Annotated in this window: 18 protein-coding genes; 16 read left to right on the top strand and 2 right to left on the bottom strand. The window is 74.8% G+C overall.

Annotation, left to right across the window (positions count from 1 at the left end; translation table 11 throughout):
* Positions 1-114: 114 nt before the first annotated feature.
* Complete coding sequence (locus tag Cph01nite_RS15020) at positions 115-1,155, top strand: hypothetical protein (protein ID WP_203675500.1); 1,041 nt, start codon at positions 115-117, stop codon at positions 1,153-1,155.
* Between the two features lie 86 nt (positions 1,156-1,241).
* Here the strand turns inward: Cph01nite_RS15020 and Cph01nite_RS15015 are convergent, their stop codons facing one another.
* Positions 1,242-1,775 (bottom strand): hypothetical protein, encoded by a 534-nt coding sequence (locus Cph01nite_RS15015; protein WP_203675499.1) that lies wholly within the window; start codon positions 1,773-1,775, stop codon positions 1,242-1,244.
* A 451-nt stretch (positions 1,776-2,226) separates the two neighbouring features.
* Between Cph01nite_RS15015 and Cph01nite_RS15010 the strand changes: the two genes are divergently transcribed.
* The 9 genes from Cph01nite_RS15010 (at position 2,227) to Cph01nite_RS14970 (ending at position 19,106) form a co-directional block, all read left to right on the top strand.
* Positions 2,227-2,790 (top strand): NADPH-dependent FMN reductase, encoded by a 564-nt coding sequence (locus Cph01nite_RS15010; protein WP_203675498.1) that lies wholly within the window; start codon positions 2,227-2,229, stop codon positions 2,788-2,790.
* 616 nt (positions 2,791-3,406) lie between these two features.
* Positions 3,407-10,405 (top strand): non-ribosomal peptide synthetase, encoded by a 6,999-nt coding sequence (locus Cph01nite_RS15005; protein WP_203675497.1) that lies wholly within the window; start codon positions 3,407-3,409, stop codon positions 10,403-10,405.
* Entirely contained in the window at positions 10,402-12,120 is a 1,719-nt protein-coding gene (locus Cph01nite_RS15000) for a thioester reductase domain-containing protein (RefSeq protein WP_203675496.1), read from the top strand. Before Cph01nite_RS15005 ends, Cph01nite_RS15000 begins: the two co-directional genes overlap by 4 nt.
* The gene (locus tag Cph01nite_RS14995; protein ID WP_203675495.1) at positions 12,117-13,829 is read left to right on the top strand and encodes a fatty acyl-AMP ligase; all 1,713 of its coding nucleotides are present in this window, start codon (positions 12,117-12,119) and stop codon (positions 13,827-13,829) included. Before Cph01nite_RS15000 ends, Cph01nite_RS14995 begins: the two co-directional genes overlap by 4 nt.
* A 23-nt stretch (positions 13,830-13,852) precedes the next feature.
* On the top strand, positions 13,853-15,454 hold the full coding sequence (locus tag Cph01nite_RS14990) for an acyl-CoA dehydrogenase family protein (protein WP_239069288.1): 1,602 nt from the start codon (positions 13,853-13,855) through the stop codon (positions 15,452-15,454).
* Positions 15,451-17,109, top strand: coding sequence for an acyl-CoA dehydrogenase family protein (locus Cph01nite_RS14985; RefSeq protein ID WP_203675493.1), 1,659 nt, complete (start codon positions 15,451-15,453; stop codon positions 17,107-17,109). The genes Cph01nite_RS14990 and Cph01nite_RS14985 overlap by 4 nt, the downstream gene beginning before the upstream one ends.
* 14 nt (positions 17,110-17,123) lie before the next feature.
* The gene (locus Cph01nite_RS14980) at positions 17,124-17,390 is read left to right on the top strand and encodes an acyl carrier protein (RefSeq protein WP_203675492.1); all 267 of its coding nucleotides are present in this window, start codon (positions 17,124-17,126) and stop codon (positions 17,388-17,390) included.
* Entirely contained in the window at positions 17,387-18,574 is a 1,188-nt protein-coding gene (locus Cph01nite_RS14975; protein WP_203675491.1) for a cytochrome P450, read from the top strand. Before Cph01nite_RS14980 ends, Cph01nite_RS14975 begins: the two co-directional genes overlap by 4 nt.
* Positions 18,575-18,896: 322 nt before the next feature.
* Positions 18,897-19,106, top strand: a complete 210-nt coding sequence (locus Cph01nite_RS14970) for a hypothetical protein (protein ID WP_203675490.1) — start codon at positions 18,897-18,899, stop codon at positions 19,104-19,106.
* A gap of 175 nt (positions 19,107-19,281) precedes the next feature.
* Here the strand turns inward: Cph01nite_RS14970 and Cph01nite_RS14965 are convergent, their stop codons facing one another.
* On the bottom strand, positions 19,282-19,671 hold the full coding sequence (locus Cph01nite_RS14965) for a hypothetical protein (protein ID WP_203675489.1): 390 nt from the start codon (positions 19,669-19,671) through the stop codon (positions 19,282-19,284).
* 492 nt (positions 19,672-20,163) lie between these two features.
* Here Cph01nite_RS14965 and Cph01nite_RS14960 point away from each other — a divergent pair, with 492 nt between their 5' ends.
* The 6 genes from Cph01nite_RS14960 to Cph01nite_RS14935 all read left to right on the top strand — a co-directional run bounded on the left by Cph01nite_RS14960 (position 20,164) and on the right by Cph01nite_RS14935 (position 25,845).
* Positions 20,164-20,361: a hypothetical protein gene (locus tag Cph01nite_RS14960; protein ID WP_203675488.1), complete on the top strand. Its 198-nt coding sequence runs from the start codon at positions 20,164-20,166 to the stop codon at positions 20,359-20,361.
* Between the two features lie 250 nt (positions 20,362-20,611).
* Positions 20,612-22,105 carry a hypothetical protein gene (locus Cph01nite_RS14955; protein WP_203675487.1) on the top strand — a complete coding sequence of 498 codons (1,494 nt, stop codon included), beginning with the start codon at positions 20,612-20,614 and terminating at the stop codon, positions 22,103-22,105.
* A gap of 16 nt (positions 22,106-22,121) precedes the next feature.
* Positions 22,122-22,670 carry a DUF3558 family protein gene (locus tag Cph01nite_RS14950; protein WP_203675486.1) on the top strand — a complete coding sequence of 183 codons (549 nt, stop codon included), beginning with the start codon at positions 22,122-22,124 and terminating at the stop codon, positions 22,668-22,670.
* A gap of 95 nt (positions 22,671-22,765) precedes the next feature.
* Entirely contained in the window at positions 22,766-23,308 is a 543-nt protein-coding gene (locus Cph01nite_RS14945; RefSeq protein ID WP_203675485.1) for a hypothetical protein, read from the top strand.
* Between the two features lie 220 nt (positions 23,309-23,528).
* Positions 23,529-24,293: an enoyl-ACP reductase FabI gene (gene fabI / locus Cph01nite_RS14940; RefSeq protein ID WP_203675484.1), complete on the top strand. Its 765-nt coding sequence runs from the start codon at positions 23,529-23,531 to the stop codon at positions 24,291-24,293.
* Positions 24,294-24,333: 40 nt separating this feature from the next.
* Positions 24,334-25,845, top strand: a complete 1,512-nt coding sequence (locus tag Cph01nite_RS14935; RefSeq protein WP_203675483.1) for a nitronate monooxygenase — start codon at positions 24,334-24,336, stop codon at positions 25,843-25,845.
* The last annotated feature ends 23 nt before the right edge of the window (positions 25,846-25,868 follow it).

The following is a 25,868-nucleotide window of genomic DNA, read 5'->3' as shown; positions in this document are numbered from 1 at the left end:
TCACGACTGCCAGCACGTCGCGACGGAGGTCACGCGCCCCGGTCCCGAGGCTCTGCCGGCTCGTACCGGTCACCCGAGAAGCCCCAGCTGCACCTGGGACCGCGCACGAGCCTGGTGGCCGACCTCATGCACTGGGCCGGGCAGCAGCCTCACCTGGACCCGGCGCACCGTTCGTCCTTCCGCGCATGGCAGTACCGCGGGCAACGGGTCCTGGGCATCAAGCGCACCGTCGGGGGGCTGACCATCACCGCCGGCATCGACGGCAAGGAGGGCGCGTACCCCCGAACCGTCACGCTGCGCATCTCCGCGCCTCTTGCCGAAGCCCAGCTCGACGAAGTTCAGGCCGGTGTCGAGAGTGGTTGCCGAGAGCGCGACACCAATCCCGCACTGAGCCCGGACGAGCACTGGCTGCAGGCTGTGCTGCGCCGCGACCCGGGCCTGCTCGGCTTGGAGCAGCCCGTCCTGCGGGAAGTAGCCGCCTGGCGTCCGTGTGGCTCAGCGAAGGCGAACGGCTCAGGATGGGGGCGCGGGTTCGTCGACCTGGCCGGCCTGGACGCGGCAGGCAACCTGCTCCTGGTCGAGACCAAGCTCGACGGCGACGACATGCTCGTGCTGCAGGGGCTGGACTACTGGATCTGGGCGAACGCCAACCGGGACGTCCTCGCCCAACGGCTCGACTGCTCTCCGAGCGTTCCCATCGAGATCGTGTTCTGCGTCGGGGGCAAGACCGGCGGCGAGCCGCTATCGAGCAGGCACATGGAGGCCCAACTGGCAGCACTGCCTCCCGGCCTGACGTGGCGGGTCGTGCACGTCACCGACTGGGTCGCAGGCAATCCTCCGGCGATCACGACGGTCGCGGTCTCGGGGAATGGTGCTGCTGGTACCTCACCGTCTGTCGACCATCGCGACCTCGACGACGACAGGCGTGAGGCCGCAGTCATGACCAGGGCAGCAAGACTGGGCGACATCGCCGAGGCGCACTATGCGTGGTCGCGCGAAGTAGAGGCGCAGTCGTCACCTGACGTTCGCACCGAGGGGATCTCCGACGCGGGTGAGCACTACGCCGACGTCGTCGCCACCCCCGAGCAGAACGCAGCCTTCCTCGAGCGGGTCGCTCGGACGAGCGGGACGGATCCGTTCCCTACCGAACGCTGAGGCAGCGGTTCGCCTGCGGGTTCAGGTGCGGAGGTCGCGACGCTGGGGGTCGCGGTCGACGACCGGTTTTATCGTCGCGCTGTGCGCTATATCCGACCGGCCACGTACGCCAACGTATGGCGAGCGATCTCGGTGCAGCCGAGCCACCACTCGCGCACGTTCGGCCAGCGGTCGACCAGTTCGTTGGCGAACCACAGCACCTCGTGGCCACCGTCGGTCAGCGGTCCGTCGAGCCGAAGCGCCATGACGTCGTGCTGATGTGGAGCGACGAAGACCGGGTAGAGCTGAGCTCGGGCCGGTAGACCGTCGACAGGGCCGTACTCGTAGAACAGGTCCAGCGCCGTTCCGCCCCGATCCCACAAGGGGCCCTGTCCGATGTCACGGGTCCCGAGCACGTCCCCATCGAGGAAGGCACCCGGCCAGCCATCTGCGTGAGCCAAGAGCTCGCGGTGCTGCCGGTCCAGCAGGTACCCGACCCGGCTCTCCGCGCCATCCAGCGCGTCGTCATCGGCTCCCATGCGCGGGGCAGAGAGCGGGTAGACCGCGGGGGCAGCCTGGGCCAGCTGGGTGGTCACGATTCCGAGGTCGCCCAGCATCACGCTCCAGCGAGTGTCGTCCACGCCTCACCCTCCGATGATCTGCGGGTGCAAGCGCCCGTCGACGAACGTGATCGGGAGGACCGTGGGCCGATGCCCGATGGCGGGTAGACCCGCGACGACCTCGAGGCTGGCGTCGACACGCCGACCGCGCCGTCGTCGACGACCACGCACCCGCGACTCCATTCAAGGGCGCAGCTCAGTGTCGCCGAGCCTCGGCGGTCGATCGTGTCGCTGGTCACGGACATCCAGGGGACGGTACGGGATGTGCCGAGAGACATCCTGTCGTGAGCCGGTCCGCCCGCTCGATCCAGCGTCAGGCGGGCGGCCCTGGCGCGGCACCGAGGGTGGCGCGCTGGCCAGTCGCGTGAGCGGAGCACATCGCGCCTGCGGGCCCGCCCGCCCGCGACGACCTCGCTACGTCACCGCGACCCATCCCGGAGCCCATCGGTGATCGAGGCCTAGGGTGGCCAACATGAAGATCCTCTTCCTCGTCGGGAGCCTGCGCCGCGAGTCCCTCAACGGGGCAGCGGCGGCCTCGGCGGCCGAGATGCTCCCCGGGGGCGTCGAGCCCACGTGGTTCGGGCGCCTCGACCAGCTGCCGCACTTCGACCCGGACGTCGAGGAGACGAATCTTCCGGAGGCCGCGCAGCGGCTGCGCGGCATGGTCGAGGAGGCCGCCGGCGTCGTCATCTGCTGCCCGGAGTACGCGCACGGCGCCAGCGGTGTCATGAAGATGACGCTGGAGTGGCTCGTCGGCGGTACCGAGATGGCAGCCAAGCCGACGATGCTCGTCAACGTCTCGACGTCCAACGGCGGGGGCCTGCGGGCACAACGCTGGCTCGAGGAGACCCTCACCGTCATGGGTGTCGACGTGCGGCCCGAGCGGGTGTCCGTCGCGGCCGCAGCGCGCAAGGTGTCGGGTGGTCGGCTCGTCGACGAGGCTGCGCTCGCCGACCTCCGCGGAGCGCTCGACGGGTTCCTCACCTACGTCGGCTCGCTCGGTGTCGGCAAGGACGCGGTCGACCTCCTCTACTGAGCGTGGCGCGCGGCGGTCGGCTACTGCTCGCGTCCCCGGCTGGTCGGCCGACCAGGGGCCGAACGCACGTGCTCGCGCGCACCGCCGCGAGGGCCGTTGCGGACACGAGGCTGACGTCCTCGCCGGGGGTTCCGAGGTACGGGCGCCGACGACGGCGACCCGAGGGTCGTACGTATATCCCAGGTGCTCCGCAGATGGAAGGCTAAAGGGCAGAAGAGGCAATGTATTTTCCGTAGCCTCCGGATGAATGCGCAGCCGCAACGGTTTGCCGCCCTCCCGGGTCTGTGACCTGCCGTCCTGGCGGCCGATACCACGGGACGATCGCCTGTGAACAGGCCCCCACCCGATGCTGGGCGACGTTCACACGGCAGGCGTCAGATGAACATCGGAATGCCGCTGCGAGCCGGACAAATGTCCATCTCGACCACGTCTCCACGTGTGCCAAGATGCGCAGGGCGCGCGTTTCTTTGCGCACATCGTGGGCGACAACCAGGGGGATGACGATGACGCGCGCACCTGCACCAACCGCTGTGGGCACACCGGCCGGTCGAGCCGCGGCGATCCTCGCGATCGCCGCACACCGGCCCGACCACGTCGTCGACCCGGAGCTTGTGCCGTGAGCGCGATCGACACCGCGTGGGTGCCCGTCGTGGCGCCCGCTCCAGCACTGACCGCGGCACAGGAGGGTGTCGTCGCCGACGTCGTGCTCGGCGGCGACGGCTGGCGGTACAACTGCGGCAGCGCCTACCACCTCACCGGCACCGTCGACGTCGGTCGTCTCGCCGCGGCAGTGCAGGCAGCCGGCGTCGAGACCGAGTGCCTCGCGGCGCGGCTCGTCGAGGGTCCGGACGGTACGTGGCGACAGGTGCCCCACCCCGTGCCGCCGCTCGCCGTCGTCGATGACCTCGACCCCGTGGCCGTCCGCGAACGCATGGACCGCGCGTTGGCGACGCCGCGGCCGCTCGACGGTGACGACCTGTGCGAGCACACCCTCTTCCGTACCGGCCCCGACCGCGCGGTGCTCTTCGTCCGCTACCACCACGCCCTCATGGACGGCCTCGGCCAGACCCTGCACGTCGCCCGCATCGCCGGGCACTACTCCGGGACGGCCGGCGAGCCTCCGGCCGTCACGTACGGCGACGCCGTCGCGGCGGCCGGTGCCTATCGCGGTTCGGACCAGGAGGCTGCCGACGCCGAGTTCTGGGCCGCCCACGACCCCGACGACGCGACGTCGCTCTCCGTGCAGGAGACCCGAGCGTCGGGGGTGCACCGGGCCCGCTCCCGGCTCGACCCCGCCCTGGCCGAGCGGCTGCGCACATCCGCCACGGCGCTCGGCGCTCGGCCCGCGGCCCTGCTCATCGCCGCCGCGGCGATCTACCAGGGACGGATGGACGGGACCGCCTCGCCGGTCCTGGACATTCCCGTTCCTGCCCGACCGACCGCCCGGATGCTGCGGGTGCCCGCGATGTTCGCCAACGAGCTGCCCCTGCGCACGGCCCTCGACCTCGACGACGACTTCGCCGCCCACGTGGCCCGGGTGTCGAGCGGCGTCGCCGACCTGCTCCGCCACCAGCGCTTCCGCCGTGAGGACCTGGCCCGCCGCCGGGCCACGGCGGGTGCCCCGCCGCGCCTGCCCGCCACCGTCGTCAACGTCGTCGGCTTCGCCGCCCCGCCGGTGCTCGCCGGGCTCGGCGTGCGCGTCGAGCACCTGTCGGCCGGACCCGTGCGCGACGTGAAGCTCACCGCCTACCAGGGGCCCGGGGACGTGGAGCTCGTCCTCGAGACCAGTGCCGCCCGGTACGCGCCGCACGAGGCCGCTGCGCACCTGGACCGGTACGTCGCGCTGCTGGACGGCCTGCTCGCCGACCCCACGGCGCCGGTCCGTGAGGTGCCGCTGGGCGATGCGGCGGAGCGGCGGCTGGCCGCCACCGCGGGCCGTGGACCTGCACGCAGGCACCCGGTGGAGCGTCCGCTCCAGGTGCTCGTCGCGGAGCAGTGCGCCCGCACCCCCGACGCCGTCGCGGTCTCCGACGCCGACGGCGCCGACACCTACGCCGGGCTCGCTGCCCGGTGCGCGGAGCTCGCCCACCGGCTCGCCGGCGTCGGCGTCCGGCCCGGCGACGCCGTGGGCGTGCTCCTGGACCGCGGCCGTGACCTCGCGGTCGCGCACCTCGGCATCCTCTGGGCCGGGGCCGCGTTCGTCCCGCTCGACCCGGCCTGGCCCGCCGCGCGCGTGGCGTCGTGCACCGCAGACAGTGGCCTGTCCGTCGTCGTCACCGACCGGCTCGCACTGCCCGGAGCGCCGGAGGCGACGCCCGTCGCGGTCCCCGACCTCGCGTCCTCCGCCGCCGCCACGACGCTGCCCGCGACGGACGCCCCGGCCGGCCCGCAGTCGCCGGCCTACGTGCTCTTCACCTCCGGGTCCACCGGCCGGCCGAAGGGCGTGGTCGTCCCGCACGAGGGCATCGTCAACCGGCTGTGCTGGATGCGCGACCTGCTCGCTGCCGGGCCCGACGACGTCGTGCTCCAGAAGACACCCACGACCTTCGACGTCTCGGTGTGGGAGTTCTTCCTGCCGCTGCTCTCCGGTGGCCGGGTCCACTTCCCGCCGCCGGACGCCCACCGTGACCCGCGGCAGATCGCCCAGGAGCTCGTCGACAAGGGCGTGACGATCGCGCACTTCGTGCCCTCGATGCTCGACGTCTTCACCGAGCACCTCGAGGCCACCGGAGCGCACGCCGCCGCGCTCACCCGGCTGCGGGCGCTCGTGTGCAGCGGAGAAGCGCTGGCGCAGGCGTCGGTGGACGCGGTGCTCGGCGCGCTGGCCCCGGCCGGCGGCGTCCGGCTGCTCAACCTGTACGGCCCGACCGAGGCCTCCGTGGACGTCACCGTGCACGAGTGCGTCGCCGGCGCCGATGAGGCCGCGGTCCCGATCGGCCGGGCGGTCGACGCCACGGGCATCACGATCCTCAGCGGCCTGGGCGAGCCGTTGCCCGTCGGCCGGCCGGGCGAGCTGCGGATCTCCGGGATCCAGGTGGCCCTCGGTTACGCCGGCCGCCCCGAGCTGACCGCCGCGGCCTTCGGCACCGACCCGGCGACCGGGGAGCGCACGTACCGCACCGGTGACCGCGCGGTCCTGGCCGCCGACGGCACCGTCCGCTACCTGGGCCGCGACGACGGCCAGGTGAAGATCCGCGGCGTGCGCATCGAGACGGGCGAGGTCGAGCAGGTGCTGCGCGACCAGCCGGCCGTCACCCAGGCCGCCGTCGTCCTGGTCGCGGGCGGCACCCCGCGGGCGGCCCTCGCCGCCTACGTCGTCGGTGACGGTGTCGACCCGGACGCCCTGCGGGCGACGATGGCCGCCCGGCTGCCGGCGTCCATGGTGCCCGCGCACCTCGTCGTCCTCGACGCCCTGCCGCTGACGGCGCACGGCAAGCTCGATCGCGGCGCCCTGCCCGAGCCGGCACCGGCGACGACGGACGCCGCGGCCGCCACCGGACCGCTGTCGCCCGCGGAGGCCGCGCTGGCCACGGCGTTCGCCGCGGTGCTGGACCTGCCCCGCGCGGTGGGCAGGGACGACTCCTTCTTCGCCGTCGGCGGCGACTCGATCCTCGCGCTGCGGTTGCGCTCCCACGTGGAGGCGGCCGGCTTCGCCGTCGACCTCGCCGACCTCTACGCCTGCCCGACGCCGCGCCTGCTCGCCCCCCGCCTGCGGCCCGTCGAGGTGGGCGACCCGGACCTCACCATGCCGTTCTCGCTGCTCACCGCGCAGGAGCGGGCCGGCCTGCCCGACGGGCTCGACGACGCCTACCCGCTGTCGCGGATGCAGGCGGCGATGGTCCACCACGCGACGCCCGGCACCTCCGTCTACCGCGTCGTCACCTCGGTGCACGTCGCCGCGGCGCTCGACGTCGCCGCTCTCGAGGCGGCCCTCGCCGACGCCGTCGCGCGTCACCCCAGCCTGCGCCTCTCGGTCGACCTGACCGGCGCGGACCGCCCGCTGCAGCTCGTGCACTCCGCGGTGAGGGTGCCGGTGGAGGTCGACGACTCATGCGCCGCGCTCGCGGACCCCGGGCCTGCCCTCGCCGCGTGGGCCGCGGACGCCCGGTTCTGGGACGTCGACCTCACCGCCCCGCCGCTGCTGCGCGTCGTGGTCCACCCCCGCTCGGACGGCACGGTCCAGGTCAGCGCGATCGAGCACCACGTCGTCCTCGACGGGTGGAGCGACGCGGTGCTCCTCGACGAGGTGCTCCGCGACTACCTGGCGCGCGTCGCGGGCCAGGAGCCGCCACGCCGCGCGCCGCTCGTCACGACCTACCGCGACTTCGTCGCCGCCGAGCTCGACGCGCTCGCCGACCCACGTCACGCCGCGTTCTGGCGGGAGCGGCTGGCCGGCGCCGAGGCCAGCCCGCTGCCCGCGCCCGCGACGCGGCGCGGGCCCTCCGACCGCCGCCACCAGCTGGCTCTGGAGGTGCCCGCGTCGCTGGCCGCCGACCTGTACGACACCTGCGCGCGGCACGGTGTGGCCCTCAAGCACGCGCTGGCCGCGGTGCACGCCAAGGTCGTCGGTGACCTCACGAGCACGAGCGAGCCGGTGACCGGCGTCGTCGGGCACGCCCGCCCGGCCACCGCGGACGCCGACCGGGTCGTCGGGGTGTTCCTCAACACCCTGCCCGTGCGGGTGCCGCTGGCGGACACGTCGTGGCTCGAGGTGGCCGCGCGCCTCGCGGCCGGGGAGGCCGACGCCACGCCCCACCGCGCCTACCCGTACCCGGCGATCGCCGCCGACCTGCCCGATCTCGGCATCGACACCTACGTCAACCTCATGGACTTCCACCAGGGCTGGGAGTCGGTGCCGGGCATCGAGTCCGGGTTCGGGGTCGCCGAGACGGACTTCGCGCTCACCGCGAACTTCCTCGTCGACCCCACCACGCGCGAGCTCGGGGGCTACCTGGACGTCGACACCTCCCGCGTCGACCCGGACGTCGCGCACCGGATGCCGGGCTACTACCTCGCCGCCCTGCGCGGACTCGCCGAGGATCCCGACGCGGCGCCCTGGCCGCTCGACCTGCGCAGCGACGACGAGCGCCGCCGCGCCGAGCGGTGGGCGCACGGCCCGTCGCCGGAGGTCCCCGCTGCGACCGTGGTCGAGGCGGTCGAGCGCCTCGCCGCCACCGACCCCGGCCGCCCCGCCGTCCACAGCACCGCCGGGTCCCTGACCTACGGAGGGCTCGCCGCGGAGGTGGGCGCGCTCTCCGTGCGGCTCACGGCGCAGGGAGCCGGCCCCGGCACCCGGGTGGGGCTGCACGTGACGCGCGGGTCCGGCCTCGTCGTCGCGATGCTCGCCGTGCTGCGCACGGGCGCGGCCTACGTGCCGCTCGACCCGGACTTCCCGGCCGAGCGGCTCGAGTACATCGCGCGCGACGCCGGACCGGTCTGCGTCGTCAGCGACGCCCCCGACGTCGCACCCGCCGCGGGCGTGCCGGTGCTGGCGCTGCACGACGCCACGGACGCCGACGTCGCCGGCACTGCCGTCCCGCCTCCCGCAGTCGTGAGCCCCGACAGCCCGGCCTACGTCATCTACACCTCCGGCTCCACGGGCCGGCCCAAGGGGACGGTGCTCACCCACGGGAACCTCGGCAACTTCCTCGTCGCGATGGACGAGGCCGTCGGCTTCGGTCCGCAGGACCGGCTGCTCGCGCTGACCAGCGTGTCCTTCGACATCTCGATCCTCGAGCTGCTGTGGCCCGTGGCCCGCGGCGGGCAGGTGCTCGTCGCACCCGGCAGGCTTGTCGAGAACCTCGCCCACGGGCGGGAGTCCCTCACCGGTCTCATCGGCTCCTTCGCGCCGACCCACCTGCAGGCCACGCCGTCCTTCCTCGCCGCCGCCGTGACCCTGCCCGAACCCACCGCCGCGCTCGCCGGCGTGGGCACGGTGCTCGTCGGCGGTGAGGCCCTGCCGCTCGGGCTGGCCCGCGTGCTCGCCGACCGCGCACCCGGGACGCGGCTCATCAACATGTACGGCCCCACCGAGACGACGATCTGGTCGACCACCGCGCCGGTGCCTGCCGGCCTCGCCGAGGACGCCGGACCGCTGGCGATCGGACGCCCGGTGGCCCACACGGTCGTGCGGGTCACCACGACCGACGGGCGCGAGCTGCCGCTCGGGGTCTCCGGCGAGCTGTGGATCGGTGGTGCCGGGGTCGCCGTCGGCTACCACGAGCGGCCGGAGCTGACCGCGGAGCGCTTCACGGTGCGCTCGGGTGACGGCCGTGGGTACCGCACCGGTGACCGGGTGCGCTGGACGGAGCACGGTGACCTGGTCTTCCAGGGCAGGCTCGACCGGCAGGTGAAGATCCTCGGCCAGCGCGTCGAGCTCGACGAGATCGAGAGCACGATGTCGCGCCACCCGGCGGTCGCCGGCGCCGCCGTGATCGCACGCCCCACCGGCACCGGCCACGAGCTGACCGCGTACGTCGTGCCCCGGCCGGGTGACGACGGGTCCGCCGACCAGCGTGAGCGCTGGCGCGACCTGTGGGACGCCGCGTACGCCGCCGAGGACGACGCCACGAGCCGGTTCTCCGGGTGGACCAGCAGCTACACCGGCGAGCCGCTGCCCACCGCGCACATGCGGCGCTGGGTCGAGGCGACGGTCCGACGCCTCGAGGCGCTGCCGCACCGCCGCGTCGTCGACGTCGGCTGCGGTGTCGGGCTGGTGCTGGAGCACCTGGTCGCAACCTGCGAGTCCTACCGTGCGTTCGACGTCGCCCCGCACGCCCTGGACCGCGCGCTGTCCTCCGTCCCGTCGGAGCTGCGGCACCGCGTCACGACCGGGGTCGACGACGCCCTCGCGCTGCGTGACCTGGACGACGGCAGCGCCGACCTCGTGGTCCTCAACTCCGTGGTGCAGTACTTCCCGTCCGAGGCCTACCTCACCGAGGTGCTGGGCCACGCGATGCGGGTGGCGGGTCCGGCCGGGGCGGTCGTCGTCGGGGACGTGCGTGACCTGCGGCTGGTCGAGGCCTTCCACGCCGACACCCAGTCACGCCGGCTACCGCCCGGCAGCCCGGCGGGCGACCTCGCGGCGACGGTGCGCCGGCTGGCGGCGGCCGAGACCGAGCTCTGCCTGGCCCCGGCGTACTTCGCCGGGCTCGCCGCGACCCGCCCCGGGTGGGCCGTGCGGCTGCTCTCGCGTACCGAGCCCGACCGCACCGAGATGTCCCGCTTCCGGTGGGACGCCGTGCTCCTCGGGCCGGACCACCCGGAACGCGCACACGGCGCGCCGGAGGTCCAGGTCGCGTGGGACGAGGACACCGACCTCGCATCACCGGCCGGTCTCGCCGCGCTCGCCGGCGCCGGCGGGCGCACCCGGGTCACCGGGGTCCCCAGCTCCCGGCTGCACCGGCCCGCCGGCGCGCTGGCCGCCGCGGCCGACGACGGCCTCACCGTGCGCGACGTCCAACGCCGCGCGTGGGCGGCCGACCGGCGGCCGGGCTGCGACCCGGCCGTGCTCGCCGACGTCGCGGCCGCGGCGGGCGTGGCGGTCCAGGCCGGACCGGCGGCCTGCGGCGACCCGTACCTGCTCGACGTCGACCTCGTGGCGGTGACCCGATGACCACTCCCGCGACCCGTCCCCGGCCCGCGTCGCAGGCCCTCGCCAACGACCCCGCCACCGCGACCGCCGCGGCCGGGCTGCGCGCCGACCTGCGCGGCTTCCTCGCGGACCGGCTGCCGGCCCCGATGGTGCCCGCCCGCATCGTCGTCGTCGACGAGCTGCCGAAGCTGCCGAACGGCAAGGTCGACCGCGGCGCCCTGACCCGGTCGGTCGACGACGACGCGGGCGGCACGTCCGCGGCGACCCCGCCCGAGGGTGAGGTCGAGGAGCGGGCCGCCGCACTGTGGACGTCCCTGCTCGGCGTGGCGGCGGTCGGGGCCGAGCAGTCGTTCTTCGAGCTCGGGGGCGACTCGGTGCGCGCCACCCAGATGCTCGCCCGGTGGGACGTGGGCTCCGGGCGGCGCACCGACATGCGGGCCTTCCTCGAGAACCCGACCGTGCGGCACCTCGCCGCCCTCGGCGGCGCGAGCACCCCCGGCGTGGGGGCCACCGGTGGCGGCAACCCGCGGTCGGTGCCGGCACAGCGGCTGCAGGCGCTCGCGGTGCTGCCCGACGACATCGCGCCTGAGCCCGGGGCCCGGCCGTGGGAGCCGCCGTTCCAGCACGTCCTGGTCACGGGCGGCACCGGCTACACCGGTGCGCACCTCGTGCGCGAGCTGCTCGACCGGTCCGACGCGCGGCTCACGGTCGTCGCCCGGGCCGCCGACGACGCCGAGGCCGCCGCCAGGGTGATCGCGGCCATGCGCCGCTACGGGGTGCTGCGGGACGGCGACGCCGAGCGGGTCCACGCCCTGGCCGGCGACCTGGCCCTGCCCCACCTGGACCTGCCGGTGGCGGCGTGGGACGACCTCGCCGCGACGGCCGACCTCGTCGTGCACAACGGCGCCTGGTCCTCCTACGCCCTGCCGCTGGACCGGCTGCGGCCGACCAACGTCCTCGGGACCGAGGAGGTGCTGCGCCTCGCCGCCGCGGGGAGGCCCAGCCCGGTGCACTACGTCTCCTCGCTCGCGGTCTACCCGGGTGTCCCCGGGGCGCCGCGCTGGGACGAGGACGCCCCGGTGCCGGCCGAGGGCGTCGTCGGCGGGTACCGGCAGAGCAAGTGGGTCGGCGACTCGCTCGTCGAGCAGGCCCACCGGCGCGGCATCCCGACCGCCCGGTACCGGCCCGGCCAGATCACGGGGTCGCAGGCGACGGGGGCGTGCGACACGGCCACCTTCCTCAACGCGATGATCCGCGGCTGCATCCAGCTCGGGGCGTCGCTGGACTTCGACGTCGCTCTCGAGGTCACGCCGGTCGACTACTGCTCGGCCGCCCTCGCGCACCTGGCCCTGGACGGCGGTCACACGGGGCACGCGTACAACCTGCCCGGCGCGAGACCGCTCACGTGGGCCGACCTCACCGCGATCCTCGGCGACTACGGCTACCCGCTGCCGGTGCTGCCCTACCCCGAGTGGCACGCGCGGCTGCGGGCGGCGGTGGCGGCCGGGGACGGCAACGAGCTCGAGGGCTACCTGCCGCTGTTCTCCGCGCAGGCGCCCGAGGCCGACCTGGGCTACGAGCACAGCGCGCCGGACTACCGCGACGACAACACCCGGGCGGCGCTCGCCGGCTCCGGTATCACCTGCGCACCACCCGACCTCCACCTGTGGACCCGGTACCTCGACCACTTCGTCGACACCGGCTTCCTGCCCGCACCGACGAAGAGACGACGATGACCGAGACGATCCTGCACCGCATCGCGGCGGCCGTCGGCGAGCGCCCCGAGCACCCGGCCGTCGTCTACGTGCGCGAGCACGACGACGACGAGGTGCTCACCTACGGCGCCCTCGCCGACAGGGCCGCCGCGATCGCCGCGCGCCTGCGCGAGGTCTGTGAGCCCGGCGACCGCGCGCTGCTCATGTACCCGAGCGGCACCGAGTTCGTCGCCGCGTTCCTCGGCTGCCTCCTGGCCCGGGTGGTCGCGGTCCCGGCGCCGCTGCCCGGCCACTACCAGTACCAGCGCACCCGCATCTCGGCCATCGCGCAGGACGCGGGCGCCCGGGTCGCGCTCACCGCGGCCGGTGGCGTGACCGACGTCGGCGAGTGGGCGGCGACGGACGGCGGGCGGGTGGCCGTCCACGCGACCGACGCCTGGTCCGGGGCCGGCGCCTGGGTGCTCCCGGACGGCGTCGACGGGGCGGACGTCGCGCTGCTCCAGTTCACCTCGGGATCCACCGGCGACCCCAAGGGGGTTGTCGTCACGCACGCGAACCTCAGCCACAACACCGCCTGCATCACGCGCGTCTACGGCCTCACCTCGCAGACCCCGGTCGGCGGCTGGATCCCGCTGTACCACGACATGGGCCTCATGGGGCAGCTCCTCCCGGCACTGGTGCTGGGGGCGACGGCGGTCCTGCTGTCCCCGACGGCCTTCGCCAAGCGGCCCCGGATGTGGCTGCAGACGATCAGCCGCCACCGGGTGCACTACTCGGCCTCGCCGGACTTCGGCTACGAGCTGTGCCTGGACCGGATGACCGACGCCGACGTCGCGACCCTCGAGCTGTCGTGCTGGAAGGTCGCGGCCAACGGCAGCGAGCCGGTCATCGCCTCGACGTTGCGGGCGTTCACCGAGCGCTTCGCCCCCGTGGGCTTCGACGGCGCCGCGTTCACCCCGAGCTACGGCATGGCCGAGGCCACCGTCTACGTCAGCGGGGAGCCGGATCCGCGACCTCTCACGCGCTCGGTCTCGGTGGCCGCGCTGGAGGCGGGGCGCCTCGTGGCGTCGTCCGGCGCCGACGACGCCACGGAGGTCGTCAACTGCGGCCGCCCTGAGGACTTCACGTGCCGCGTGGTCGACCGTGCGACGCTTCGCGTGCTGCCCGAGGGGGAGGTCGGCGAGATCTGGCTCGCCGGGCCGAGCGTCGGCGCCGGCTACTGGGGGCGCCTGGACGCCACGGCCGAGCAGTTCGAGGCGCACACGGCCGACGGCGAGGGTCCGTTCCTGCGCACCGGCGACCTCGGCGCGCTGGTCGACGGTGATCTGTACGTCACCGGCCGGGCCAAGGAGGTCGTCATCATCCACGGCCGGAACATCTACCCCCAGGACGTCGAGCACAGCATCCGCGCCGAGCTGCGCGAGCTGGCGAGCCTGTCCGGGGCCGCGTTCGCGGTTGCCGATGAGGCGGGCCGCGACGCGATGGTCGTCCTCCACGAGGTACGCGGTCGCCGCGACGGCGAGGCGCTGCACGGCCTGATGATGTCCATCCAGCAGCTGGTGGCCCGGGACTTCGGCGTCGTCCCGTCGGAGGTGCACCTGCTGCGCCCGGGCGCCGTCCGTAAGTCCACGTCCGGCAAGGTGCAGCGCACGACGATGCGGGAGCTGCACCTCGCCCGGCAGCTCGTGCCGGTCGCCTCGTGGTCGCGGCCCGTCGGCTCGGTGCGGTGACGGCGGTGACGGCGGTGACGGAGATGACCGCGGCGACCCGCCCGGGGTCGCTCGCGGAGTCGTTGGCCGACCGGATCGCCGCCGACGCGGCGACCGGCGGTCCGTTCGGCCCGGACGCGACGGCGGCGCGCGACGAGGCCGAGCGCTTCCCGGACGACGAGGTGCGGCTGCTCGACGCCTGGGGTGGTCCCGCGGCGTTCGTCCCCGCCCGCCTGGGCGGGGCGCCGGGCGACGTCCACGACCTCTTCGACGTCGTGCGGGTCCTCGCCGAGCACGACCTCACCCTCGCTGTCGGGTACTGCAAGACCTACCTCGGGGCGGCGCCCGTCTGGGTCGCGGGCGGCCCCGAGCAGCAGGCCCAGGTGGCGCGGCTCGTGATGGTCGAGCACGCCGTGGCGTCGTGGGGGCTCACCGAGCCGGGTCGTGGCAGCGACCTCGCCGCGGGTACCACCCGGGCCCGCCGACGACCGGACGGCGCCTGGGTGCTGGACGGCACGAAGTGGCCGGTGAACAACGCGAGCCGTGGCCGGCTCCTGACCGTCCTGGCCCGCACGGCCGACCGGCCGGGACCGGCCGGCACGTCGGTGCTCCTCGTCGACGGCGCCGACATCGGCCCCGGGGGGCGTACCCCGCTGCCCAAGGCACGCACCCACGGCATCAGGGGCGCCGACATCAGCGGTGTGCGGTTCAGCGAGGCGGTCCTGCCCGCCGGCGCGCTCGTCGGGCAGGAGGGCACCGGGCTGCGGACGACGCTGCTGGCCCTCCAGTTCACCCGGATGGTGACGGCGGCGCTGTCGGTGGCGGCCCTGACGAGCGCACACCGGGTCGTCGGGGAGTTCGCGCACGCCCGCGAGCTGCACGGGACCCGGTTGGCTCGGCTGCCGCACGCGGCCAGGGTGCTCGCCGACGCCGCCGCTGCACTCGACCTCGTCGTCTCCGGCTGCCGGACCGCCCTCGGGACGTCCGCGACCCGCCCGGCTGAGCTGTCCGTCGTCTCGGCGCTCGTCAAGGCCGGGGTGCCGACGCTGGCGCAGCGTCACCTCACGGCGCTGGCCCAGCTGTACGGCGCGCGCGGCTACCTCGCGCCCGGGCCCGTGTCCGACGGCCGCTTCGCGCGGCTGGAGCGGGACCACCGGATCGTCGCGATCTTCGACGGCTCGACGGCGGTCAACCGGGCCGGGGTGGTCGCCCAGCTGCCCGTCGTCGCGGCCCGGCACGCCGCCCGGCACGCCGCAGGCCCTGCCGCCGGCGGCGACCTGCTCGACCTCCTCGCCGCCGCCCGTGACCGCCGGCCCGCCGACTACGGGGGCGCCACACTCCTCAGCCGCGACGGCTGCACCCTGCTCGGGGTGCTCACCGACCCGTCCGCGCCCGGCGCTGCCGGCGTCCTGGCCGGCGCGCTGTCCGCCACCCTGGAGGCCGGCCGGGCGCTGCGGACGGTCGCCGACCGCCAGGAGCCCGCCGCGGTCCAGCTCGTCGCCCGCCTCGAGCTGCTGTACCTCGCAGCGGCGGTCGAGCTGCGCCGCCGGGCCGGGGAGCTGGCCGACGACCGGGCGGAGCGGGCACTGTCCCTCGCGGCACGGCAGGTCCAGGCGCTGCCCCTGGATGCCGAGGTCGCGGCATGACCGAGCTCGTCGACGCCCGGCCGGTCGACGGGCTCGCCGCGGTCGAGGCGGTCCTCGGGGACGCCACCGACCTCGGCAACCCGTTCGGGCACGCCGCCATCGGCACCCACGACGACGCCGGACGGCTCGCCCCCGGGCTGCCGCAGGCCCTGACGGTCGCCGGGCTCGGGGCCGCGCTCGTGCCCGAGGCCCACGGCGGCCGGCTCCGGGGTCTCGACGGCCTCGTGCGCGTGCTGCGCGCGGTCGACCGTCGCGATCCTGCCGCCGCCCTGGCCCTCGGGGTGACCCCGTTCATGGCCTGGGCCAACGTGTGGGTCGCCGGCGACGCCGGGCAGCGGGACGCCGTCGGTCGGCTGCTCGCCGCGGGGGAGCGGGCGGCGTGCGCGTACCACGAGCTGGACCACGGCAACGACCTCACCGCGAACGCCCTGACCGCCCGCCCGGACGGCGACGGGTGGGTTCTCACCGGCCGCAAGGAGGTGATCTCCAACGCCGACTTTTGCGCCGCCGCCGTCGTCTTCGCCCGCACCGAGGCCCGGCCCGGCCCGCGCTCGCACAGCCTGTTCCTGCTGGACGCAGCGGTGCTCGGCGATCCCCGGGCCCGCACCCTGCCGCGCTACCGCACGGCGGGGATGCGTGGGGTCCGCCTCACCGGCCTCGACCTCGACGGCTGCCCGGTGCCCGGGGACGCCGTGCTCGGCACGCCGGGCCGCGCCACGGAGACGGCGCTGCGGTGCTTCCAGCTGAGCCGGGTCGTCCTGCCCGGTGCCACGCTCGGACTGCTGGACACGATGCTCCGCCTCGCCGTCACCGCCCTGCGGGGCCGCTCGCTGTACGGAGGCACGGCGCTGGACCTGCCGGCGACCCGCGAGGTGCTGGCCGCAGCCTTCCTCGACCTGCTCGTCGCGGACGCTCACGTCCGGGCCGTCGCGCGGGCCGCGTCAGCAGCACCGGAGCACCTCGGGCCGCTGGCCTCGGGCGTCAAGGCGCTCGTGCCCGAGATCCTCGTCGGCGCAGTCGACCGGCTCGGCCTGCTGCTCGGCTCGCAGTTCTTCCTGCGCGACGGCACCGGCGCGACGGTGCAGAAGCTCGTGCGCGACGCCCGGCCGACCTCCTTCGGGCACGCCTCGCAGGTCACGTGCCTCGTCTCCCTGCTCCCGCACCTGCTGCGCTGCGCGCGGCCCGACGGCCCGGCCCCCACGGTCCCCGCCGTGCTCTTCGACGCCACCGACGTCGGGCCGGTCGACGTCTCGCGGCTCCGCGTCGCGGCTCCGGCCGGCGACCTCCTCGCCGCCCGGGCGGCCGGCGAACCGGCCGCCGGCTGGGACGCCCGGGTCGCCGCACTCGCCGCCGACGTCCGCGCCCGCGGCCTGGCCGACACCCGCGTCGACGCCTCGGCGGCTGCGCTGGACGCCGCGCACGCGTGGACCTGCGCCCAGGCTGCCGGTGCCTGCCTCGGGCTCTCCGACGCCGGCCGCACGCCGCTCGCGGACCCGCTGGTGCGGGCCGCCGCGCTGACCCGGCTCGCGCTGCAGGCCCGCCGTCACGAGGCGCCGCTCACCCGCGCCGCCCGCGAGCACCTGCTCGACCTGCTTCTCGCCCGGGTCGAGGGTCGCCTGACCCTCGACCTCGACCCCGACCCGACGCTCGCCTGAAAGGTAGCCACCTCATGTCCACCACCCCCACGGCTGACCACCTCGAGAACTTCCTCCGATCGCGGGTGGCCGAGCTGTCCGGCACCCCCGTCGACGAGGTCGGCGCCGACCGCCCGCTCGCCGACCTGGGCCTGGACTCCATCCAGCTGCTCGGTCTCAGCACCGACGTCGAGGACGAGTACGGGGTGGTCGTCGACGAGGCCCAGATGTGGGAGCAGCCGACGATCCGCGGGCTCGCAGCGGCCGTCCACGGCTCCGTCGCCGCCGGGGCCGTCCGATGACCGCCGTCGCGACGCTGCCCCTGGACCGCACCGACCCTCTGGACCCGCCTCCCGCCTACCGCGCGCTCGCGGCGCAGGAGCGGGTCTTCCAGGTGCGCACCCCGCGCGGGGACCTGGCGTGGGTCGTCTCGCGGCTCGAGGACGTCCGGCAGGCCCTCACCGACCGGGCGCTCAGCTCCGACCCGCGCACGCCCGGCTTCCCGACCTACCTCACCGGCGACGTCCCTCCACCGCCGGGGTTCTTCATGCAGGCCGACCCACCGGACCACACCCGCCTGCGCCGGCTCGTGACGCGCGAGTTCCTCGTCTCGAACATGGAGGCGTTGCGGCCTCGGATCGAGGAGAACCTGCGCCGCATCGTCGCCGACCTCGGCCCGGTCGACTCCGCCGACCTCGTGTCGCAGGTCGCGCTGCCGCTCGCGGCCAGCACGATCTGCGAGCTGCTCGGCGTGCCGTTCGAGGACTACCCGCTGTTCGTCCGGCTCACCGACACCGTCCTGTCGCGCACGAGCACGCCCGAGCAGGCCATGGGCGCGGCCGTCGAGCTGCTCGGCTACTTCGACCGGCTCGTCACCGCGAAGAAGCAGCACCCCACCGACGACGTGTTCTCGCGGCTCGTCGCCCGCGAGGAGGCCGGTGACGCGACGCACGAGGAGCTCGTGGGGGTCGCCACCCTGCTGCTGCTCGGCGGTTACGACACGATGGCGCAGATGATCGGCCTCGGCGTCTACGCCCTGCTCCGGCACCCCGACGAGCTCGCCCGGCTGCGAGGGGACTCCTCGCTGGCCCCGGGCGCGGTCGAGGAGCTGCTGCGCTACCTCACCGTCAACCACTCCGGCCTGCCCCGCGGCGTGCTCGAGGACACCGAGATCGGCGGGCAGCCGATCCGGGCCGGCGAGGGGGTCATCGTCATGCTCAACGCCGCCAACCGGGACCAGGACGCGTTCACCGACCCGGACGCGCTGGACCTCACCCGCGGCTCGCGCGACCACGTCGCCTTCGGGCACGGCTTCCACAAGTGCATCGGGCTGACCCTGGCCCGGATCGAGCTCCAGGTGGTCTTCATGACGCTCTTCGACCTTCTTCCGGGCCTGCGCTGCGAGGTGCCCGAGGGAGACCTGCCCTTCCGCCACGACATGGTGCTGTACGGCCTGCGCTCGCTGCCTGTCGGATGGGACCGGTGACCGACCCGTCGAAGGCCACCGGCTGGTGGGGCGGGCGGAGAGCTCTCCTCACGAAAGGGTGATCAGGATGGAGTCCTCTGGCCGAATGGACCTTGGCGTCGATGTCGACGGGGAAGTCGTTCTCGAGCCTCTGGAGGGCACCCCATGATGCTGATGTCGCTCGCGGGCGCTGACGTGGTCATCACTCCGGACGAGCTCGAGTCGGCGTTACGGGACCGCTACGAGCATCTCCACGTCGCCCGGTCCCCATCAGGGCGAGGCAATGCCGTGAACATCGGCATCCTGGCGGGGCGTTCCAGCGATCCTCGACCTGTCGGACTCGATGACCAACCTCGCGATCCAGGGCAGCTGGGAGGAGGCCGCGGAGATCGCCGCCGTCGTCCGCGCGGCCCTTCCGGCGGACGGCCCGGCACTCGTGCTCCTCGACGACGACGGCGCAGGCTTCGCCGCCGTCCCCGCGGGCTCGACCCCCGAGTCCGTCGCCGCCGGGTGGCGGGACATCTCGCACTTCCCCGGCTACTCGCAGGACTGAGCAGCCACCGGCGCCCCACGCAGAGCGGCGCTGACTCGGCAGGGCCTCTTCGGCTGGAGGCAGTGCTGCGAAGCGGTCGCCGGGCAGGCTGACGCGACCGACTGGTGCGTCCCGGCCAGCCGCCGAGCGACAGACGACAGCGTTCACGCGCCTGTCCGCGGGGGTGTCCACGAGCTCACACGGCCGAGACACGCTCCGGATGCACGATCGGGCCATCGCTGGAAGTCTCACTCGCGGCGATCCAGCCGACGTTCCTCGTCCCGGTGCTCGGACTGGCCGTCCTCGCCATCATGCTCGCGCTCACGGCGATCACGATCGTGAGGAAGAAGTGACGCGACGCACCGACGGTGGGTGGCGTCGACGACCTCACGCGAGCGGCGGGGTGGGGCTCGGGAACCAGCAGGAGGACGTCGGGAGGGTGACCTCGACCGTGGTCGAGGGCGCGTACGCAGGCATCGGCCTGTGGGGTGGTTCGCTCACGTAGTGAAAGGACTCTGATCATGGTCTCTACCGGCGCCAGCGGGAACGCCCTCTGGGGCGTTCTCACGATCGTCGTCGCGCTCATCGTCGTGATCGTCGGGAACAAGATCCGCGACAGAAGGGGGCGCAAGTAGGCGCTCGGCGTGCCCGCAGGGTCGCATCAAGGAGGTGCCCATCCTCGCGATCATGGTCGTGTTCACGGTGATTGCCATCGTGAAGAAGAAGTGATGCGACACGACCGTGTGTCACCACCTTCTGTCCACGTGTCAATGCCCGGCGCTGCCCCGGCCACCCGGGCAAGGGCGGCTGCCTCGCGCGAACGGCCCGGCAGGACTGAGCTGAACCCGGTGCGGTTCAGCTCAGCCGGTGATGCAGGCGCCCGCGGGCCTCGAGAAGCCCTGCCGAGGGTCTCAGAGCGCGAGTGCGGGTTCCCGAGGTGCACGGTCGCGACGGCGCCACAAGACTCTGCGGGCAGACGTGGGCTCAGGCCGCCGCGGGGTGCCCGAGACACGCAGCCGCCCAGTCCAGGTCGAGCCGCCCATCGGTGGCTCGGGAACTAGCAGGAGGACGGTACGAGATGCTCAGTCGTCGGGCAGGGCTCTGGCTGGCCGCGGTCTTCTTCCCGCCGATGACGATCGCGGCGCTCGTCATCGCCGTGATCGAGGGTGACGTCTGGGCGATGCGATTCTGGCTGGTTCCCTGGATCCTCATCTCGGTGTTCGCCGTGACGTGGCTGGTCCGGGACCTGACGGGCCGATCGCGCCCCCGACGCTGAGTACGATCCCCGTTCGGCGAACGACGGCGCAGGCTTCGCCGACGTCCCCGCGGGCTCGACCCCGGAGTCCGTGGCCGCCGGGTGGCGGGACATCTCGCTCTTCCCCGGCTACTCGCAGGACTGAGCAGCCACTGGCGCCCCGCCGCCTCGGGCGCAGCCGGCCGCCCGCGTCCCCGTGGTCGCCGACCTGGGTCGTCGACGAGCGGGGAACCTCTGTGACGCCGCGGGTGTCCTGCCCTAGTTTGTCGGGATGAGGCGTCGTCCGGCGTTCAGCGCGGCACGAGTGACGGCCGTCCTCGTGGTGCTGCCCGCCCTGGCGGTGGCGGCGTGCGGCGGTCCGGACCGCCGGTCCGGCGGCGGGGACGACGCCGGTGTGGGGGCCGACCTGCTTGGGACGTACGGGTACGGGCCGGACGCCGAGCCCGCCGCGACGCTGCAGGACGACGTCGTCCTGATCGCCGGGGGTCCGGCCGCCATCCGCTCCGCGCGCGGCGACGGCCTGCAGTGGGTCCTCGACGGCGACGCGGACGGGGTGGCCGGCCTGCAGGTCGGTGACGTGATGTTCGCGTCGGCCTCGGCGGTCGGCCGGGTCGCGGAGCTCGCACCGGTGGGCGACGACGTGGCGGTGACCATCTCGCCCGTCGGCCTGGCCGAGGTCGTCCGTGACGCCACCATCGAGATCGATCGCGCCCTCGACCCGGGCACGATGCGGTACCAGGTGGTGCCGGACCTGCCGGGTGTCGTCTCCGAGCCCGACCTCGGGACCACGGAGGGGATCGCCGGCGCCGAGGGCGTCCCGTCGGGTGACGCGGCCGCGGGGGCGGTCGTCCTGCCGGCCGTCCGGCTCCTCGCTGCACCCGCCGGCGCCGTCGACCTGCCGCCCAGCAGCACCACCCAGGTCGAGGTCCCGCTCGGGGACTGGTCCGTGACGGCCAGCGGGAGCAGCTCGAGGCTGTCCCTGAAGCTCGAGCACGACGTCACGACCGGGCTCAAGGCGGGCGTCGAGACCGCGTTCGGCGTCGAGGACCTGCGGATCCAGGGCGGCGTCACGGTGAGCGACAGCATCCTCGGGGACGCCACGATGCTGATCGAGGGGCTGCGCTCCGTCAGCGTCACGTTCTCCGCCGGCATCGGGGAGGGCGGCACGGCCGACAACGAGTCCGTGCGCCTCGAGGTGCCGATCGTGCTGACCATCCCCATCCCGCCGAGCCCGGCGACCGGGGGCCTGCCGCTGAACCTGACGGTGACGTTCAAGGCGCTCGCCTCCACGGCGCTCAGCGGCAGCAACTCGACGCTGCTCGCGACGGGCAGGTACGGCCTGGCCGGTCCGATCGGCCTGCGCGACGGCAGCCTCGTGACCCCCGAGCTGAGCGTGCAGCAGAGCCTGATGGACAGCATCCAGGGGCTGACGCTCGGGCCCAGCGGCATCGTCGTCGGGACGAGCGTGCAGGTGCAGATCGGCATCGGACCCCCGGCGTTCTCCGCGGGCCCCTACGGCAAGCTCACGACGTCGATCGGCGTCACCCAGGGGTCCGCGCTCGGCTCGCCGCTCGTGACCTGCCAGACCGGGACGCTGGACATGAAGGTCGCCGGCGGGGCCAGCCTCAAGCTCAGCGCGTCGGTGAACCGCGCGCTCGAGCGGCTGCTCCCCCCGGGCACGAACCTCGAGTACGGCGTCGAGGCGTCGACCACCGTGCTCACCCGGAGCCAGACGACCCCCGACGTCCCCCTCTGCCGAGGCTGAACCCGAGGAGCGTGCCATGCCCGGAACCCGCCGTCGGGCCGTGCCCTGGACAGTTGTGCTCGTCGTCGCGGCGCTCGCCGCGTGCAGCAGCGAGCAGCCGGCCACGGTCGCCACGACCGACCCCCCGGCCGTCACCCCGGCGGCCGTCGCGACGACCGCTGCCGCGTCCGTCGCACCGGAGCCGGCCGGTCCGCTCCAGCCGTGCGAGCTGGTCACCCGGGCCGAGGCGGAGGCGCTCGCGCGCACCCCGCTGCTCGACGGCATCCGCGCCGGCGGCGACGACGACGCGACGTGCACGTACCCAGGCCCCACCGACGGCCCCGTCGCGCAGGTGGAGGTCTTCGTCGGGCCCGGTGCCGAGAAGTACCTGGACGTCGAGCGGGCCCTGGGGCACGTGCTCGAGGAGGTGCCCGGCATCGGTGACGAGGCGCACCAGGAGCCCGGCGCCATCTTCGTCCGGCAGGGGACGACGTGGGCGGCCGTGCGCCTGGTGCGGCTGGACGACAAGGCCCAGTACGTGGAGCCGATGCGGGAGCTGGCGCGCACCCTCGTCACCAGGCTCTGACGGCCGCGCCTCCTCGGCACCACCGCGGGGGTTCGCCGCGCGGCCCGTCCGGGGTACGGTCGACGGAACGACCCGACCGACCCGCGGGAGCACCCGTGACCTCCAGCCACCTGGATCTCGACGAGGACCTCGAGCGTCCCGTCGTGACCAGGGTGCCGCCCCGGCACAGGCCGCCTGCGGGCGCGTCGCCCGCCGCCGCCGTGCGCTACCCGGTGGGTCCGGTGCCGGACGTCGAGGACGCCGTGCCCGCCGTGAGCGGCCCGCGCGCCCGGTGGGCCGGGCCGGCGCGGTGGCTCGGCGCGCGTCGTCCGGTGACGTGGGCGCGGGACCGCCTGCGGTCCCGTCGCCCGGGGACGCGCTCGCCCGCGCGGCCGACGAGGCAGCCGCTGCCCCGCTCGCGCGTGCTGGCGGGGCTGCTCGGTGTCGTCCTGGGCGGCCTCGGCCTGCACGCGCTGTACCTGGGCCACCGGCGGCGGGGGCTGTGGATGCTCGGGACGACGCTCGTGCTGGGCCCGCTCACGCTGGGCGTCGCCGCGCTCCTCATGGGGGTGTGGGGCCTCGTCGAGGGTCTGCTCGTCCTGGGCTCGCGGCGCGGCCGCTTCACGCGGGACGCCTGGGGCCGTCCGCTGCTCGGCTGAGAAGCCGGGGCCGCTCGCCGGACGGGTGCGACGACCGGCGCCACGACCCGTGCGACGACCGCACGTCCCGCAGGCACCCGCATGGGCGGTTGGGCCCATTCGGGCGCCCGCGGCCGCGCATAGCCTCGCGGGGCGGCCCGCGCCGCCCGTGGTCGGCACGTCCGGCAGCCCGGCCCGCGGCTCCGTGTCGTCGTACCGGCTGCAGCGAACGGAGCCCGCCATGGGACTGCTCGACGGAAAGTCCATCCTGGTCACCGGCGTCCTCACCGAGGGCTCCATCGCGTTCCACGTGGCGCGGCTCGCCCAGGAGCAGGGGGCCGACGTGGTCCTGACGTCCTTCGGCCGGCAGTTCCGGCTGACCGAGGTCATCGCCCGGCGGCTGCCCGCCCCGGCGCCCGTCGTCGAGCTGGACGTCACCTCGACGCAGGACCTGGCCGAGCTGGCCACCCGCGTGGGCGCCCACGTCCCGCGGCTCGACGGCGTCGTGCACTCGATCGGGTTCGCGCCGCAGGCCGTGCTGGGCGGCCGGTTCCTCGAGGCGCAGTGGGACGACGTGAGCACGGCCGTGCAGATCTCCGCGTACTCGCTCCAGGCGCTGGCCGTGGCCGCCCAGCCGCTGATGGGGCAGGGCTCGTCGGTGGTCGGCCTGACCTTCGACGCCCGCTACGCGTGGCCCGTGTACGACTGGATGGGCGTGGCCAAGGCGGCGTTCGAGGCGACGTCGCGCTACCTCGCCCGTGACCTGGGCCCCCAGGGGATCCGCGTCAACCTGGTCTCGGCCGGCCCCGTCCGCACGACGGCGGCCACCTCGATCCCGGGCTTCGCCACGATCGAGGAGGGCTGGGACGCCCGCGCACCCCTCGGCTGGGACGTCCGTGACGCCCGGCCCAGCGCGCAGGCGGTCGTCGCGCTGCTCTCCGACTGGTTCCCGGCCACCACGGGTGAGGTCGTGCACGTCGACGGCGGCGCGCACGCGATGGGATGACCGTGCCACGGAGGAGCCGTCGACCGACCCGGGGGTCGTCATGCTAGGAACACCGTCCGCACGACTCGCGGGCCCGTGGCCGACGATCATCCAGGGCGGGATGGGCGTCGCCGTGTCGTCCTGGGTGATGGCCCGGGCCGTCTCCCTGGCCGGGCAGCTGGGCGTGGTGTCCGGGACCGCGCTGGACGTCGTGCTCGCCCGCCGGCTGCAGGACGGTGACGTGGGCGGCCACCTGCGCCGGGCCCTCGCGCACTTCCCCGTGCCGCAGGTCGCGCAGCGGATCCTCGACCGGTACCTGCGGCCCGGCGGACGTCCGCCCGGCACGCCCTACCTGCCGGTGCAGAAGCTCAGCGTGCGTCCGTCCGCCGTCGCCGCCGAGCTGTCCGTGGCCGGGGCGTTCGCCGAGGTGTGGCTCGCCAAGGAGGGCCACGACGCCCCCGTCGGGATCAACCTGCTGGAGAAGATCCAGCTCGCGACGCCCAGCACGCTCTACGGCGCGATGCTCGCGGGCGTGGACGTCGTGCTCGTCGGCGCGGGCATCCCGTCGCAGGTCCCGCGCCTGCTCGGCCGCCTGGCCGCGCACGAGCCGGGCACGCTCGACCTGCACGTCGAGGGCGCCACCGCCCCGCACACCGTCGGGATCGACCCGCGCGCCGTCACCGGGCTCGACCTGCCCCCGCTGCGGCGCCCGCGGTTCCTGGCCATCGTCTCGGCGCACGTGCTGGCCACGCACCTGGCCAAGGACGAGGCGACCCGCCCCGACGGGTTCGTGGTCGAGGGGTGGCGGGCCGGCGGGCACAACGCGCCCCCGCGTGGCCGCCTCGTCCTCGACGACGACGGGCAACCCGTGTTCGGGCCCCGGGACGAGGCCGACCTGGCCAAGGTCGCCGCGGTGGGCCTGCCGTTCTGGCTCGCCGGCGGTGCGGGCAGCCCCGAGGCGCTGCGCGAGGCGCTCCGGGTCGGTGCCACCGGCATCCAGTGCGGCTCGCTGTTCGCCCTGGCCGAGGAGTCCGGGCTGGCGGACACCTGGCGCGCGCAGGTGCTGGCCGACCTGCGCGCCGGGACGCTCGAGGTCCGCACCGACCCGCGCGCGTCACCCACGCGCTTCCCCTTCAAGGTCGTCTCCCTGCCGGGCACGCAGTCCGACGACGCGGTGCACGGGGCCCGGCCGAAGCTGTGCGACATCGGCCACCTGCGCACGCCCTACGAGCGGGCCGACGGGTCGGTGGGCTACCGGTGCCCCGGCGAGCCCGTCGACGCCTACCTGGAGAAGGGCGGGCAGGAGGCCGACACCGCGGGTCGCAAGTGCGTGTGCAACGCGCTGCTGGCTGGCGTCGGCCTCGGTCAGACCCGGCGCGACGGGTACGAGGAGACCGCCCTGGTCACCCTCGGCTCGGACGTCGAGGGCCCGACGCGGATGCTCGCGCGGCACCCGGCGGGCTGGACCGTCGCGGACGTGGTCGACTTCCTGCTCGGCGGCACGGGGCGGCGTCACCCGTCGTTCATCCCCCCGTCGTCCGACGCTCGTCGTCCGGTCGCGCCTCCAACCTAACGTCCCCTCCGTCTGCCGGTCCC

Origin of the sequence: Cellulomonas phragmiteti, from assembly GCF_016862775.1 — a bacterium.
In the GTDB taxonomy this organism is placed as follows: domain Bacteria; phylum Actinomycetota; class Actinomycetes; order Actinomycetales; family Cellulomonadaceae; genus Cellulomonas; species Cellulomonas phragmiteti.
This window is presented reverse-complemented; position numbering and strand designations above follow the sequence as displayed.

What these genes read in the sequence shown, in the direction of transcription:
- Cph01nite_RS15010 (WP_203675498.1), top strand. Translation starts at nt 2,227, where the DNA reads ATGAAGATCCTCTTCCTCGTCGGGAGCCTGCGCCGCGAGTCCCTCAAC.
- Cph01nite_RS15000 (WP_203675496.1), top strand. Translation starts at nt 10,402, where the DNA reads ATGACCACTCCCGCGACCCGTCCCCGGCCCGCGTCGCAGGCCCTCGCC.
- Cph01nite_RS14995 (WP_203675495.1), top strand. Translation starts at nt 12,117, where the DNA reads ATGACCGAGACGATCCTGCACCGCATCGCGGCGGCCGTCGGCGAGCGC.
- Cph01nite_RS14990 (WP_239069288.1), top strand. Translation starts at nt 13,853, where the DNA reads ATGACCGCGGCGACCCGCCCGGGGTCGCTCGCGGAGTCGTTGGCCGAC.
- Cph01nite_RS14985 (WP_203675493.1), top strand. Translation starts at nt 15,451, where the DNA reads ATGACCGAGCTCGTCGACGCCCGGCCGGTCGACGGGCTCGCCGCGGTC.
- Cph01nite_RS14980 (WP_203675492.1), top strand. Translation starts at nt 17,124, where the DNA reads ATGTCCACCACCCCCACGGCTGACCACCTCGAGAACTTCCTCCGATCG.
- Cph01nite_RS14975 (WP_203675491.1), top strand. Translation starts at nt 17,387, where the DNA reads ATGACCGCCGTCGCGACGCTGCCCCTGGACCGCACCGACCCTCTGGAC.
- Cph01nite_RS14970 (WP_203675490.1), top strand. Translation starts at nt 18,897, where the DNA reads ATGACCAACCTCGCGATCCAGGGCAGCTGGGAGGAGGCCGCGGAGATC.
- Cph01nite_RS14965 (WP_203675489.1), bottom strand. Translation starts at nt 19,671, where the DNA reads ATGAGCGCGACGACGATCGTGAGAACGCCCCAGAGGGCGTTCCCGCTG.
- Cph01nite_RS14960 (WP_203675488.1), top strand. Translation starts at nt 20,164, where the DNA reads ATGCTCAGTCGTCGGGCAGGGCTCTGGCTGGCCGCGGTCTTCTTCCCG.
- Cph01nite_RS14955 (WP_203675487.1), top strand. Translation starts at nt 20,612, where the DNA reads ATGAGGCGTCGTCCGGCGTTCAGCGCGGCACGAGTGACGGCCGTCCTC.
- Cph01nite_RS14950 (WP_203675486.1), top strand. Translation starts at nt 22,122, where the DNA reads ATGCCCGGAACCCGCCGTCGGGCCGTGCCCTGGACAGTTGTGCTCGTC.
- fabI (WP_203675484.1), top strand. Translation starts at nt 23,529, where the DNA reads ATGGGACTGCTCGACGGAAAGTCCATCCTGGTCACCGGCGTCCTCACC.
- Cph01nite_RS14935 (WP_203675483.1), top strand. Translation starts at nt 24,334, where the DNA reads ATGCTAGGAACACCGTCCGCACGACTCGCGGGCCCGTGGCCGACGATC.